The 13,923-nt window shown below is 67.6% G+C and carries 12 protein-coding genes and 1 tRNA gene; 6 read left to right on the top strand and 7 right to left on the bottom strand.

Annotated elements, in window-relative coordinates:
* Nucleotides 1–19 precede the first annotated feature (19 nt).
* The 3 genes from GON09_RS12310 to GON09_RS12300 form a co-directional block, all read right to left on the bottom strand.
* Nucleotides 20–997 carry a ribose-phosphate diphosphokinase gene (locus GON09_RS12310; protein WP_213932016.1) on the bottom strand — a complete coding sequence of 326 codons (978 nt, stop codon included), beginning with the start codon at nucleotides 995–997 and terminating at the stop codon, nucleotides 20–22.
* Nucleotides 994–2,469 carry a bifunctional UDP-N-acetylglucosamine diphosphorylase/glucosamine-1-phosphate N-acetyltransferase GlmU gene (gene glmU / locus GON09_RS12305; RefSeq protein ID WP_213932015.1) on the bottom strand — a complete coding sequence of 492 codons (1,476 nt, stop codon included), beginning with the start codon at nucleotides 2,467–2,469 and terminating at the stop codon, nucleotides 994–996. Before glmU ends, GON09_RS12310 begins: the two co-directional genes overlap by 4 nt.
* 79 nt (nucleotides 2,470–2,548) lie before the next feature.
* Nucleotides 2,549–2,620: transfer RNA gene (locus GON09_RS12300), tRNA-Gln, on the bottom strand.
* A 192-nt stretch (nucleotides 2,621–2,812) separates the two neighbouring features.
* On the opposite strand from GON09_RS12300, the gene GON09_RS12295 reads away from it, so the two are divergent.
* The 6 genes from GON09_RS12295 to GON09_RS12270 all read left to right on the top strand — a co-directional run bounded on the left by GON09_RS12295 (nucleotide 2,813) and on the right by GON09_RS12270 (nucleotide 9,517).
* The gene (locus tag GON09_RS12295) at nucleotides 2,813–3,418 is read left to right on the top strand and encodes a TetR/AcrR family transcriptional regulator (protein ID WP_172506143.1); all 606 of its coding nucleotides are present in this window, start codon (nucleotides 2,813–2,815) and stop codon (nucleotides 3,416–3,418) included.
* Between the two features lie 83 nt (nucleotides 3,419–3,501).
* Nucleotides 3,502–4,143 (top strand): ScbR family autoregulator-binding transcription factor, encoded by a 642-nt coding sequence (locus GON09_RS12290; protein ID WP_307854510.1) that lies wholly within the window; start codon nucleotides 3,502–3,504, stop codon nucleotides 4,141–4,143.
* Nucleotides 4,140–4,469 (top strand): helix-turn-helix domain-containing protein, encoded by a 330-nt coding sequence (locus GON09_RS12285; protein ID WP_213932013.1) that lies wholly within the window; start codon nucleotides 4,140–4,142, stop codon nucleotides 4,467–4,469. Before GON09_RS12290 ends, GON09_RS12285 begins: the two co-directional genes overlap by 4 nt.
* 60 nt (nucleotides 4,470–4,529) lie before the next feature.
* Nucleotides 4,530–5,129 (top strand): PIN domain-containing protein, encoded by a 600-nt coding sequence (locus GON09_RS12280; protein ID WP_213932012.1) that lies wholly within the window; start codon nucleotides 4,530–4,532, stop codon nucleotides 5,127–5,129.
* Between the two features lie 63 nt (nucleotides 5,130–5,192).
* A complete protein-coding gene (mfd, locus tag GON09_RS12275) occupies nucleotides 5,193–8,846 on the top strand; it encodes a transcription-repair coupling factor (protein WP_213932011.1) in 3,654 nt (1,217 codons plus the stop codon).
* Nucleotides 8,843–9,517 carry a MazG family protein gene (locus tag GON09_RS12270; protein ID WP_213932010.1) on the top strand — a complete coding sequence of 225 codons (675 nt, stop codon included), beginning with the start codon at nucleotides 8,843–8,845 and terminating at the stop codon, nucleotides 9,515–9,517. The genes mfd and GON09_RS12270 overlap by 4 nt, the downstream gene beginning before the upstream one ends.
* Before the next feature lie 7 nt (nucleotides 9,518–9,524).
* Here the strand turns inward: GON09_RS12270 and GON09_RS12265 are convergent, their stop codons facing one another.
* The 4 genes from GON09_RS12265 to GON09_RS12250 are packed head-to-tail and all read right to left on the bottom strand — an operon-like array spanning nucleotide 9,525 to nucleotide 13,752.
* Entirely contained in the window at nucleotides 9,525–10,637 is a 1,113-nt protein-coding gene (locus tag GON09_RS12265; RefSeq protein WP_213932009.1) for a class I SAM-dependent methyltransferase, read from the bottom strand.
* Nucleotides 10,634–11,674, bottom strand: a complete 1,041-nt coding sequence (locus tag GON09_RS12260; RefSeq protein ID WP_213932008.1) for an NAD-dependent epimerase/dehydratase family protein — start codon at nucleotides 11,672–11,674, stop codon at nucleotides 10,634–10,636. Before GON09_RS12260 ends, GON09_RS12265 begins: the two co-directional genes overlap by 4 nt.
* Nucleotides 11,675–11,710: 36 nt before the next feature.
* Nucleotides 11,711–12,499: a glucose-1-phosphate cytidylyltransferase gene (locus GON09_RS12255; protein ID WP_213932007.1), complete on the bottom strand. Its 789-nt coding sequence runs from the start codon at nucleotides 12,497–12,499 to the stop codon at nucleotides 11,711–11,713.
* Complete coding sequence (locus tag GON09_RS12250; RefSeq protein ID WP_213932006.1) at nucleotides 12,496–13,752, bottom strand: class I SAM-dependent methyltransferase; 1,257 nt, start codon at nucleotides 13,750–13,752, stop codon at nucleotides 12,496–12,498. The genes GON09_RS12255 and GON09_RS12250 overlap by 4 nt, the downstream gene beginning before the upstream one ends.
* Nucleotides 13,753–13,923: the final 171 nt, after the last annotated feature.

Raw genomic sequence — 13,923 nt, 5'->3', positions numbered from 1 at the left:
CCCGTCGTCGAACCGAAGGTCAGGCGACCCCGTTGAACAGCGAGGTCACCGAGCCGTTCTCGAAGACCTCGCGGATCGTCTGCGCGAGCAGCGGGGCGATCGACAGCACGGTCAGGCTGTCGAACTGCTTCTCCTCCGGGATCGGCAGCGTGTTGGTGACGATGACCTCCTTGGCGCCGCACGCGGCGAGGCGCTCGGCGGCCGGGTCGGAGAGCACACCGTGGGTAGCGGCGATGATGACGTCGCCCGCGCCGGCCTCCTTGAGGATCTTCACGGCGCCGGCGATGGTGCCACCGGTGTCGATCATGTCGTCGATCAGGATGCAGGTGTGGCCCTCCACCTCACCGACCACGCGGTTCGACTTCACCTGGTTGGGTACCAGCGGGTCGCGGGTCTTGTGGATGAATGCCAGCGGCGCGCCACCGAGGGTGTCGGCCCACTTCTCGGCCACACGCACACGACCGGAATCGGGGGAGACCACGGCGATGTTCTCGACGCCGTACTTGCCGCGGATGTACTCGGCGAGCTGACCCTGTGCGTGCATGTGATCGACCGGGCCGTCGAAGAAGCCCTGGATCTGATCGGTGTGCAGGTCGACCGTGATGATGCGGTCGGCGCCGGCGGTCTTGAGCAGATCGGCGATCAGACGAGCGGAGATGGGCTCGCGACCGCGGTGCTTCTTGTCCTGACGGGCGTAGGGGTAGAACGGCAGGATCGCGGTGATGCGCTTGGCGGAACCACGCTTGAGGGCGTCGATCATGATGAGCTGCTCCATGACCCACTGGTTCAGCGGGAACGGGTGGCTCTGCAGCACGAAGGCGTCCGAACCGCGCACCGACTCCTCGAAACGCACGAACGTCTCGCCGTTCGCGAAGTCCCGTGCCGTCTGGGGGGTGAGGGGGACGCCCAGTTCCTTCGCGACCTGCTCCGCCAGCTCGGGATGGGCCCGGCCGGAGAAGAGCATCAAGTTCTTCTGGTTGTCGATCCAATTGGTCACTGGTTCTGGCCGTCCTTCTGGCGATCGTGGTCGTGCTGCTGCTGTGCTCTCGATGCTGCCTCGGCAGCCGGGGTATCGGCGCGATTGCGCTGGACCCACCCTTCAATATTGCGCTGTGGCGTACCCGACACCGCCAGCGCCCCCGGAGGAACGTCGCGACGGAGTACTGTTCCGGCGCCCGTGTAGGCGCCGTCGCCCACCGTGAGAGGGGCGACGAACATGGTGTCCGACCCGGTGCGGACGTGCGATCCGACGACCGTGCGGTACTTCTGCACCCCGTCGTAGTTGACGAACACGCTCGACGCTCCGATGTTGGAGTGCTCGCCGATCTCCGCGTCGCCCACATAGGTGAGGTGGGGGACCTTCGAATGCGCGCCGATCTGCGCATTCTTCGTCTCGACGAATGCGCCGAGCTTGCCGCACGCACCGAGTTCGGTGCCGGGACGCAGGTAGGTGAACGGCCCGACGGTGGCCTCCGCGCCGATCACCGCCTCGGAGCCGTGGGTGCGCACGACGCTGGCGCCGGCGCCGACCTGCACGTCGGTGAGGGTCGTGTCGGGGCCGATCTCCGCGTCGTCGGCGACGACCGTGCGGCCGCGCAACTGCACACCGGGATGGATGGTGACGTCGCTGCCGAGGACGACGCCGACGTCGATCCACGTCGACGCGGGGTCGATCACCGTGACACCCTCGCGCATCCAGTGCTCGAGCAGCCGCCGGTTGAGTTCGGCGGTCAGTGCGGCCAGCTGTACGCGGTCGTTGACGCCGGAGACCTGCACGGCGTCGTCGGTGTGCACACCGCGGACGGTCAGGCCCTCTCCGCGGGCGATCTTCACGACGTCGGTCAGGTACAGCTCGCCCTGTGAATTGTCGTCGCTCAACTTGCCCAGGGCCGACCGCAGCGCGGCAGCATCGAAGGCATACACGCCCGTGTTGATCTCCTGGATCGCGCGCTGCGTCGTGGACGCGTCCTTCTCCTCGACGATCCCGGCGACATCACCGTCGGTTGTGCGCACGATGCGGCCGTAACCGGTGGGCTCGGACACCGTCGTGGTGAGAACGGTGACCGCGGCCGGTTCGGTGTCGAGGTGCGCGGCGAGCAACTCGCGCAGGGTGTCGGGGTGGAGCAGCGGGACGTCGCCCGCGGTGACGACGACCGTGCCGTCGAAGTCCTCGGGCAGGGCACCCAGACCGCACTCCACGGCGTGGCCGGTGCCGAGCTGATCCTCCTGGACGGTCACCCGGATCTCGCGGTCGAGACTCTCGGCGACGGCGGTCACCTCGGCGGCGACCTCCTCGCGGCGGTGCCCGACGACGGTGACGAGGTGGGAGGGCTCGAGCGCGGCGGCGGCGTACAGGGAGTGGGCGAGCATCGTGCGGCCACCGAGGGTGTGCAACACCTTCGGTGTCTTCGACCGCATTCTTGTTCCTGCTCCGGCTGCCAGCACGACGATCGCGGTCTGCACCTGCATGTAGCTCCCTCGACACGTTTCTGCACGCCGGTCCGTGCGTGCACCGGGGAAGCGCTGAGGCTCCCCGGGACGGTTCCCGCTCCGCCGCCAGGACTCGAACCTGAACTATCTGAACCAAAATCAGAGGTGCTGCCGATTACACCACGGCGGACTGCCACACATCCGCGGCGGAACCGGCGGACGTGCGCCCCCGATCCTTGCACGAGACGGCGCCGACGTCGAACCTGGGGTGGCGCGATCGGGAATGGATAGGCTGTCGAACGTTCGAGTACGCCCCGCCGCCCAAGGAGGACATGTGTCGCAGGCGTCGCAGAAGCGAACCGAGCGCACTCCGCGGATCCGGATGACGGGCACGCAGCGTCGGGAACAGCTCATCGAGATCGGCCGCGCCCTCTTCGCCGAGCGCGGCTACGAGGGCACCTCCATCGAGGAGATCGCCCAGCGGGCACAGGTCTCCAAGCCGGTGGTCTACGAACACTTCGGAGGCAAGGAGGGTCTCTACGCGGTGGTCGTGGACCGCGAGATGACGGTCCTGATGTCGATGGTGACCGAGAGTCTCACGCGGAACCGCTCGCGGATCCGCGTCGAGCGCGCGGCACTCGCCCTGCTCACCTATATCGAGGAACGCACCGACGGTTTCCGGATCCTGGTGCGTGACTCTCCGATGTCGGCCGAGGAAGGCACCTATTCGAGTCTTCTCAACGAGGCGATGCGGCAGGTGGGGGAGCTGCTGTCCGGCGATTTCTCCCGCCGGGGCCTCAACCCCGACTTCGCTCCGCTCTACGCTCAGGCGCTCGTCGGTATGGTCGCCACCACCGCGACGTGGTGGCTCGATCGCCGCACCCCCTCCAAGGAAGATGTGGCAGCCCACCTGGTGAACCTGTGCTGGAACGGCCTGATCGGCCTGGAAGCGGACCCGAAGCTCGGGGAACCCCCGATTTCCGAATAGTCCTCTCGTTTTCGGGACCGTCTGCTCTCTACTTCCAGGTAAGTGGCGTTATCGTAGGGATACCCGTGAGAAGGCAGGCTGTGGTGGGACGACAAGTACGCGCAGAGGTGACGCGCGAATCTGTGCTGCAAGGCGCAGCGACCGTATTCGTCCGCGACGGATACGCAGACGCGAACCTCGGCGACATCATCGAGGAAGCCGGTGTCACCAAGGGGGCGCTGTACTTCCATTTCGGTTCGAAGGAAGAACTGGCGCGCGGAGTGATCGACTCCGGATATCTGCGCTTCGCGGCCGCCGCCGAATCCAAGGTGGACCGCCGCTCTCCGGCGCTCGAGACACTGATCGATCTGTCCGTCCTGCACGTCGACATGGCCGAGACCGATCCCGTGGTGCGGGCGATGTTCCGGTTGCTCGTCGAGATCGGCGATTACCAGGGCACCGAGCACCGGCCCTACGAGACCTGGCAGAGCACTCTGCAGGAGCTGGCCACCAGGGCGGCCGAGGAGGGCGACCTCGTCGAGGACGTCGACGTCCATGCCGTCTCCCTGCTGCTGCTCGAGCAGGCGATGGGCGCCAGGATCATGGCGAACGCCCTCAAGGCGACCGAACGGCTCGCCGAACAGACGGGCGCGATGTGGCGGATGATCCTGCCCGCGCTGGTGCCGGCGAACAAGCTCGAATACTTCCGGCAGTTCGTGGAGCGCCGCCTGCGGCTGCCGTCGTGAGTTTCGGGCCGTTCGCCGCCGGAGAGGCGCCCGCAGCACTCGCGAGCCTGCTCGACCAGTTCGGTCCCGACACTGCCGTGACCATCGGTGTTGTGCCGCCGCTGCTGACGATCGCGCAGGCCGCCGACGTCCTCGGCTGTTCCCGCCGCTACGTCGCCCGCCTGGTGGACACGGGCGCGCTCGCCGCCGACTTCCACGGCCTGCACCGCCGCGTATCGCGCTCCGACGTCCTCGAACTCGCGAAGCAGCAGGCGGAGGTGATCACGACGGTCCTCGACGGTCTCGCCGACCTCACGCGTCGCGACGGGCTGTACGACCCGTTCTGACAGCACTGTGCGACCCGTTACGGCAGCACGGACGGGCCCACGATTCGACGAAGGGTGACGATGCCGGTTCGAGTGGTGCTCGGTGCGACGGTGCTCTCCCGTCCCCGGCTACGTGATGTTGCCCTCGCCCTGGCCGAAGAGGGCCTGTACCAACCGTTCTGGAGCGACGGGATCATCGCGGAGGTGGACCGCCGGCTTCCGCAGGAGCTGTTGCGCCCCGCCCGCGACTTCCTCTTCGCCGAGCTCGATCGCGCCTTCCCCGACGCCCGCGTGGTCTGGCCCACCACCGTGCTGCGCGAGGTACCGCACGTGACGGGCCCTCGGGAAGCGCACGTGACGTCGGTGGCGCTGCTGTGCCACGCCGACGCCGTGATCACCGCCGACCCCGAGCTCACCGGGGCGCTGGAACGGTCGGGCATCGAAGCGTGGACTCCCGACGCGTTCGTCACCTTCGCGCTCGACGCGGATCCCGTCCGTACCCGCACAGCCCTGCTGAGGATGGTGCGACGCCGTTGGCTCACCGACGACATCCGATGCGAGGCGGGCGACGACGAACTGCTCACCAGGCTGGCCGACTGGGCGGCGCGCGAGCTCGGTGCGAACAGTGCCGACCTCCTCGCGCCCCGGCGCGGTGATCCTCCTCGCGCCCCGGCGCGGTGACGCGCGAGGGGACGGCGGAATAGACTCGACAAGGTTCTCGTCCCACACTCAGGAGCGCCTTCCTTGTCTGCTGTGCCCCCGGCCGCTGTCCCACTGTCCGGATTGGCGCGGATCGCGCTGGCCGACCACCGACTGAGCAGGATCGGCGAGCTCGCCGGTTCCGCCGAACAGGAGATCGTCGCACCGCCCGCCGCGCGGCCGTTCGTCGCGGCGGCGCTGGCCGAGAAGACGCCTCTGCTCGTGGTCACCGCCACCGGGCGCGAGGCCGACGATCTCACCGCCGAACTCACCGAGATGCTCGGCCGGACGGTCGCACAGTTCCCCTCGTGGGAGACCCTTCCGCACGAGCGTCTGTCGCCGAGCGCCGACACCGTGGGCCGCCGCCTGCACCTCCTGCGTCGCCTCGCCCGTCCCGACGACCGCGACCTCGGACCCGAACTGAGGGTCGTGGTCGCCACCGTGCGGTCGCTGGTGCAGCCGATGGCACCCGGACTCGGCGAGATCGATCCCGTCACGCTGCGCGTCGGCACCGAACACGACTTCGAGGAGCTCGTCGAGCGACTCGTCGAACTCGCCTACACCCGTGTCGACATGGTCGGCAAGCGCGGCGAGTTCGCGGTGCGCGGCGGCATTCTCGACATCTTCCCGCCGACCGCCGACCATCCGGTCCGCGTCGAATTCTGGGGCGACGAGGTCACCGAACTGCGATGCTTCTCCGTCGCCGACCAGCGGTCGATCACCGAGGTCGACGTGCCGGTGCTCATCGCGCCGCCGTGCCGCGAACTGCTGCTCACCGAGGAGGTCAAGGCCCGGGCCGCGCAGCTCGCCCAGGACAACCCCGCCGACGCGGCGCTCGTCGAGATGCTCGACAAGATGGCCGGTGGCATCCCGGTCGAGGGCATGGAGGCGTTGCTGCCGGTGCTGCAGTCCGGCGAGTTGCAGTTGCTCACCGACGTTCTGCCCGCGGGGGCACACGTGCTGATCTGCGATCCGGAGAAGGTCCGTACCCGGGCGAGCGATCTCGCCCGCACCGGGCAGGAGTTCCTCGAGGCGTCGTGGACGGCGGCCTCCCTCGGTGGTGCGGTGCCGCTCGACACTTCGAATCTCAACGGGGTCGACGGGAAGAAACTCGATCTCGGCGAGTCGGCCTACCGATCGCTGCGCCAGGTGCGCGAGGCCGCGCAGGCGGCGGGGACACCGTGGTGGACGCTGAGCCCGCTCGCTTCGGGTTCCGAGACCGAAGTCGTCCTCGACGTGCAGCCGGCCCCCGAGGTCCGCGGTTCCGAGGATCTGCTGTCGATGCTGTTCGTGAACCTGCGCGCGCACGTCACCGCCGGTGGGCGCGCGGTGATCGTCGTCGCAGGCACGGGCACCGGGCAGCGCGTCCTCGAGCGGCTGAAGGAGAACGAGGTCCCCGCCGAGAAACTCGAGCCGGGCTCCGAACCGGTGCGCGGGCAGGTCGGTGTCATGCGCGGTTGCCTGCACGAGGGCGTGGTCCTCCCCGGCAACGACGACAACGTGGTGCCGGGCCTGGTCGTCGTCACCGAAGCCGACCTCACCGGTAACCGCGTCGTCACCGAAGGACGCAAGACGCCCGTCAAGCGCCGCAATCAGGTCGACCCGCTCGCCCTGAACGCCGGCGACTTCGTCGTCCACGACCAGCACGGCATCGGCAAGTTCGTCGAAATGGTCGAGCGGACAGTCGGTGGCGCCCGCCGCGAGTATCTCGTCATCGAGTACGCACCCGGCAAGCGCGGTCAGCCCGGCGACAAGCTGTTCGTTCCGATGGAACAACTCGACCAGCTCTCCCGCTACGTCGGTGGCGAACTGCCGTCCGTCAGCAAGCTCGGCGGATCCGACTGGGCCAACACCAAACGCAAGGCACGCAAAGCGGTTCGGGAGATCGCCGGTGAACTCGTGCGGTTGTACGCGGCGCGGCAGGCCTCACCCGGCCACGCCTTCGCGCCCGACTCGCCGTGGCAGAAGGAGATGGAGGACGCCTTCCCCTTCACCGAGACGCAGGACCAGCTCACGGTGATCTCCGAGGTCAAGGCCGACATGGAGAAGCCGGTACCGATGGACCGCGTCGTGATCGGCGACGTCGGCTACGGCAAGACCGAGATCGCCGTGCGCGCGGCGTTCAAGGCCGTGCAGGACGGCAAGCAGGTCGCGGTGCTCGTCCCCACGACTCTGCTTGCGCAGCAGCATCTGCAGACCTTCACCGAGCGGATGGCGGCTTTCCCGGTGACGGTCAAGGGGCTGAGCCGGTTCACCGACGCGGCCGACTCGCGCGCAATCATCGAGGGTATGGCCGACGGCACCGTCGACATCGTCGTCGGCACCCACCGTCTGCTGCAGACCGGCGTCCGCTGGAAGGACCTCGGTCTCGTGATCGTCGACGAGGAACAGCGTTTCGGCGTCGAGCACAAGGAACACATCAAGGCACTGCGCACGCACGTCGACGTGCTCACGATGTCGGCCACACCGATCCCGCGCACCCTCGAGATGAGCATGGCCGGGATCCGCGAGATGTCGACCATCCTCACTCCGCCCGAGGAACGGCATCCGATCCTCACCTATGTGGGCGCGTACAACGACAAGCAGGTCGCCGCGGCCATCCGGCGGGAGTTGTTGCGCGACGGTCAGGTCTTCTACGTCCACAACCGGGTGAGTTCGATCGACAAGGCCGCCAAGCGACTTCGCGACCTCGTTCCCGAGGCGAGGGTCGCGGTGGCGCACGGGCAGATGAACGAGGACACGCTCGAGAAGACGGTGCAAGGCTTCTGGCAGCGCGAGTTCGACGTGCTGGTGTGCACCACGATCGTCGAGACCGGTCTCGACATCTCCAATGCCAACACGCTCATCGTCGAACGGGCGGATGCGCTCGGCCTGTCGCAGCTGCACCAGTTGCGCGGGCGCGTCGGGCGTTCGCGGGAGCGCGGCTACGCGTACTTCCTGTACCCGGCGGAGAAGCCGCTGACGGAGACCGCCTACGACCGGCTCGCCACGATCTCGCAGAACTCCGATCTCGGCGCGGGTATGGCCGTTGCCATGAAGGACCTCGAGATCCGCGGTGCCGGAAACGTTCTCGGCGGTGAGCAGTCCGGTCACGTCGCCGGGGTGGGCTTCGACCTGTATGTTCGGCTCGTCGGTGAGGCCGTCGAAGCGTATCGGGCAGCGGCCGACGGCCGGACCGTCACCACCGACGAAGCACCCAAGGAGGTGCGGATCGACCTTCCCGTCGACGCGCACATCCCCGCCGATTACGTCGCGTCCGATCGGCTGCGTCTCGAGGCGTACCGCAAGCTCGCTGCCGCGAACGACGATGCGGCGATCGCCACCGTCGTCCACGAACTCGTCGACCGGTACGGCCCGCTGCCCGAGGAGGTCCAGCGGCTCGTGTCCGTCGGCAGGCTCCGATTGCTGTGCCGCGAGTACGGCCTCGAGGAGGTCGCGGTCACCGGCACCCAGATCCGGATCTCGCCGATGGAACTGCCCGACTCGAAACAGATGCGACTCAAGCGGCTGTATCCCGGCGCCCAGTACCGCGCGACGAGCGGCCTCGTGCAGCTGCCGATCCCACGGACCGGGGGTGTCGGATCGGATCGGGTGCGGGACGTGGCGTTGCTGCAGTACATCGCCGACTTCCTGCTGGCGCTCGACGGCAAACCGCAGGGGACGGTGGACCTGGACAGCGCGGCCACGGTGAATGCATGACCGACTACACCGCTCTCGTCGAAGCGGCGGCCGTGATGGACAGACTGTGGTCGTTCGGGGGATGGGAGGTCACCCAGACCCACGAGAGTCTGCGCCGCTATCTGATAGAGGAGACCTACGAGGTGCTCGACGCCGTCGAGTCGGGCGACCCGGACGAGCTCCGTGAGGAACTCGGCGACCTGCTGCTGCAGGTGCTGTTCCACTCGCGGATCGCCGAGGCGAACGGGCACTTCACGGTCGACGACGTGGCCGCGACGCTCGTCGCCAAGCTGGCCGCGCGGAGCCCGCACCTGACCAACGGGCACACGGGTCCGCTCGACGTCGCCGAACAGGAAGCGGCGTGGGAGGTCGCGAAGAAGGCGGAGAAGGCACGGGCGTCGTGTCTCGACGGGATCGCGACGGCGCAGCCTGCACTCTCCCTGGCCGACAAGGTGATCGAGCGTGCGATGCGGGCGGGGTTCCCGGATGATCTGGTGCCCGACGAGCTGAGGGTCGTCCGGATCACCGGCACGGGCGACACGGAGTCGACGCTCCGGTCGGCGATCCTCGCGTTCGCCGCGTCGATCCGGGCGGCGGAGAAGGCAGCGCACGAGGACGGCGTTCCGCACGGCGGGCTCGACGAGCGCGCGTGGCGCCGTTATTGGGCCTCTGTGGACGAGCGTCGCGCCTGAGCGGCTCTCACCCGGCCTGCCGGACCCCGTGCCGGCTGTCGGGTGGGAGGTACCAGCGTCCGTCGAACTCGGGGAACTGCGCCCTGACCTCCGGGAGCAGGTCGGGCACGGTGAGCAGGATGCGGTCGGGGGACGCCTCGCGCAGGGCGATGAGGTCGACGATCGGAACGTCGGTGCCCGGCATGCGGCGTCCGGTCTTCGCGGGTGAACCGTCCGCGACGGCGTGCAGGAGGGAGCGGTCGATGCCGGCGCGCGCGAACAGCGCCACGGCCCGGGACGCCGCACCGTAGGCGAACACCCGGAGGTTCTCGGAGGCCGTCTTCCGCAGCCAGGTGACGAGCTCGTCCACCTGGCGGTCGGCCTGCCGTTGCAGGGTGCGTAGCGTCGCGGGGTTCGTGATGCCGGTGGCGCGCTCGGCGGCGAGCAGCCGGCGCGCGCTCAGTCCCGTATTCGTCCACGGATCTCGTTCGGCGGCGACCAGCACGGTGCCGCCGTAGAGGTCGAAGGTCCAGGCCTCGGCGATGTGGAGTCCGACGTCCTCGAGCAGTCGCCGCAGCGCGGTCAGCGAATAGTACGCGAAATGGCCGTGCCGCAATGCATTCCACTGCCCTTGGGAGACGATGGCCGAGAGGGTGTGGAACTGCAGCAGCAGGACACCGTCGGGGGCCAGCGACGCTGCGCGTGTGAGAAAGGCGGCGCGCTGGTCGGCTTCGTGCATGATGCCGAAGCTGTCGAGGACCAGGGACGCGGCGACCCCGGGGAATGCGGGCCGGAACCCACGTTCGAACAACAGGGGCAGCCAGGTCCCTCCGTGCGGGCTCCCGAACTCGATTACCGTACGACCCTTCAGCCGGCTCGCCTTCTCGACGGCCTCGACGGCCTGGCGCGCCTGCTCGCGCAGGGCTTCCGGTTCGATGCCGCGGGGTTCGTCCGGAACGGTGTCGTCCTCGGCCAGCTGCGCCAGTCCGCATCCGGTGCACAGATCCATCGCCAGTTCGTGGCCGCATTCCGAGGGCGACGGGAGCGTTTCCCCGGGAGGGAAGAAATCAGCGGGTGGGACCGCTCCGAGATCGAGGACGCGCTCGAGGCGATCGTGGCCACACGCACGGCATCTGTTCATTCGCGGGATACGCTCGCCGACCGTGGGCGCAGCGTCGGGTCGAGGCGTCCCGCATCGGACAGCCGCCGTAGGTGTGCCAGACGCGTGAAGCGCTGTGTGAAGTCTTCCTTCGTGAGGCCGTCGGCGACGAAGTGCCGGAACAGTTCGGCTGCGCCCGCGTCGACACTCCAGGACGGGACGAAGGCCGGCATGGCGCGGCGGATGGCCGAGAAGTCCACCCGGTACGACCGTGGATCGGGGCCTGTCTCACCGGTGATCGAGACGAAGGAGCCGGGGACCGCCCGAGTGACGGACTCTGCGACGTCGCGCACCCGGACGTTGTTCGATTCGGTGCCGACATTGAATGCGGCGCAGTGCACGTCGCTCTCCGGTGCGGTGAGCGCGCACGCGAATGCCAGGGCGATGTCCTTGGCGTGGACGAGGGGGCGCCACGGGGTACCGTCGGACAGCACACGCACCTCGCCGGTGAGCACCGCGGTGCCGACGAGATTGTTCACGACGATGTCCGCACGGAGCCGCGGCGAGTATCCGAACGCCGTGGCGTTGCGGAGGAAGACCGGGCAGAAGCCGGAGTCGGCCAGTGCCGCGACGTCGTCCTCCACGCGGACCTTGCTGACGGCGTAGGGCGTCAGCGGACGGAGCGGGGCGCTCTCGTCCACGAGATCGTCGCCGGCGCTCCCGTACACCGAGCAGGTCGAGGCGTACAGGAATCGGCGTACACCGGCCTCCTTGGCGCACCGTGCGAGGTGGACGGATCCGAGATGATTGATGTCGTAGGTGATCTCGGGTGCGAACGCGCCGAGCGGGTCGTTCGACAAGGCCGCCAGATGGATGACGGCGTCGAATCCCGCGAGATGCTCCACTCCCACGTCCCGGATGTCGACGGCCATCCCGGGCGGATCCTGCGGCGCCGTCCCGAGGGTGCACTCCGCGAACAGGCCCGTGTCGAGGCCGACGACCTCGTGACCGCGGGCGAGCAGTTCGGGCACCATGACGGATCCGAGATATCCTTGATGCCCTGTGACCAGTACGCGCATGTCATTCTCTCCCGGGCTCGCCGGCGGTCACGAGGTTCACGAGGTCACCGCCGTGGTCTCCCACACCGTCCACGGATGGATACCGCGTGCGAAGTTGTCGTCGAGTTCGGCGCGTTCCTTGAAGGTGTCGGCCGGCTTCCAGAACCCGAAGTGGCGGTACCCGAACAATTTTCCCTGTCCTGCGAGTGGTCCGCACACGTCGGCGACGAGGTCGCCCCCGGGCGGCAGCAGGTCGAAGATCGCCTGACTCAGGACGAAGTATCCGCCGTTCTCCCAAATCGGGAAATCGCTGACCGGGGTGATCTCCTTGATCTCCCCGTTCTCGGCGACGTCGACGCAGTGGAACGACGACTGCGGGGGCACGACGAGCATCGAGGCCGTGGCGCCGGAGGCGTGGAAGGCATCGACCATGGTGTCGAGTGGGGCGTCGGTCAGCACGTCCGCGTAGTTCGCGAGGAAGTACTCGTCACCGTCGAGATACTTGCGGACGCGGCGGAGGCGTTCGCCGATCGCCGATTCGAGTCCGGTGTCGACGAAGGTGATCTTCCAGTCGCTGATGTCGGTGCTGAGGCAGTCGACCTGATTGCCGTGCAGGACGAAGTCGTTCGACTGTTCCTCGTGGTAGTCGAGGAAGAACTCCTTGATCTTGGATGCGCCGTAGCCGAGGCAGAGGATGAACTCCTTGTGGCCGAAGTGCGCGTAGTACCGCATGATGTGCCACAGGATCGGGCGTGGACCGACCATCTGCATCGGCTTGGGGATCTGGTCGTTGCGATCGTTGCGCATACGCATTCCGTAACCGCCGCAGAACAGTACAACCTTCATGATGTGGTCCTCCAGGACAATTCGGATTCGCCGATGGCCGTGTGGATGGTGGGCAGAGGAAAGACGAGGCGTCCGCCCCAGTCCGCGATGTAGGCGAGCTGGCGGGTCAGTTCGGGCTCGAGGTTCCAGGGCAACGCGAGGACGATGTCCGGCCGGTCCTGGGCGATCCGTTCGACGGGCTCGATGGGGATCCGCGTCCCCGGCGTGAAACGTCCGTGCTTGTACGGATTCCGATCGACGGTGTAGGACAGCAGATCCGGTCGTATGCCGCAGTAGTTGAGCAGCGTGTTGCCCTTGCCGGGTGCTCCGTAGCCGACGACGGAGAGGCCTTCGTCCCGGCACTGCAGGAGGAAGCGCAGCAGCTCGAGGCGGGAGGTGCGTGCGAGCGGCTCGAGCCGGAAGTAGCCTGTGGGATCGTGTAGTCCTGCGCGTCTTTCGATTTCGAGCACGTCGTTGACACGGGAGGTCGGGTTGTGTGCCACCTGTTCGGGTCGCGCCCACACGCGGATCGAACCACCGTGGGTGTCGAGCAGTTCCACGTCGGCGATCCGGAGGCCTCCGGACGCCAGTGCACGTGCGGCCGACAGTACCGTGTAGTACTGGAAGTGCTCGTGGTAGATCGTGTCGAACTGCCCGAGTGCCACCAGGTTCAGGGCGTGGTGGACCTCGATGCTGAGCCAGCCGTCGTCGGCCATGAGCAGGCGCAGTGCACGTGTGAATCCGACGAGGTCGGGTACGTGGGCGTAGACGTTGTTCGCGACGACGAGATCCGCCGGGCCGTGTTCTGCCCGAATGAGTTCGGCGAGTTCGACATCGAGGAACCCGGTGTGGGTCGGCACGCCGGCGGCCCTGGCCGCCTCCCCGACGTTGACCGACGGTTCGATGCCCAGGCACCTGATACCGGCGTCCACCGCGTGACGGAGGAGATAACCGTCGTTGCTCGCGACCTCGATGAGGGTCGAGTCGGGCCGGAGTCGTCCGCTTCCCAGTGCGTCGTGCACGAAGCTCCGGGCGTGATCGACCCACGACTGCGAGTACGAGGAGAAGTAGGCGTACTCGGTGAAGGTGTCCTCCGGCGTGATCAGCGCGGGTATCTGCAGCAGCAGACAGTCTTCGCACAGGCGCAGGTGGAGTGGGTAGGTGCATTCCGGGAGATCGAGCTGCTCGGCTGTGAGGAATCGTTCGCACGGAGGAGTGGCTCCGAGATCCAGGATGCTGGTCAGGCGGTCCGAATTGCACAGTCGGCACTTCATGCGGGTGCCCCCTCGCTGGAAGAGCGTGTCCGGGCCGGCGCCCGAACTCGGTGTCCCCAATAAACCATACTCAAAGAAGGGAAACAAGCCGAAAAAAGACTTTAGTTTGGTTTTCGGGTTTGCTGGAAACCGGCCGTTTCACCCTCTAATCTCATATCAGTCCTATTCGTC

It is taken from the genome of Rhodococcus sp. B50 (assembly GCF_013602415.1).
Classification (GTDB): Bacteria; Actinomycetota; Actinomycetes; order Mycobacteriales; family Mycobacteriaceae; genus Rhodococcus.
The sequence above is the reverse complement of the archived record's forward strand: the minus strand, read 5'-3'. Positions and strand labels throughout refer to the sequence as shown.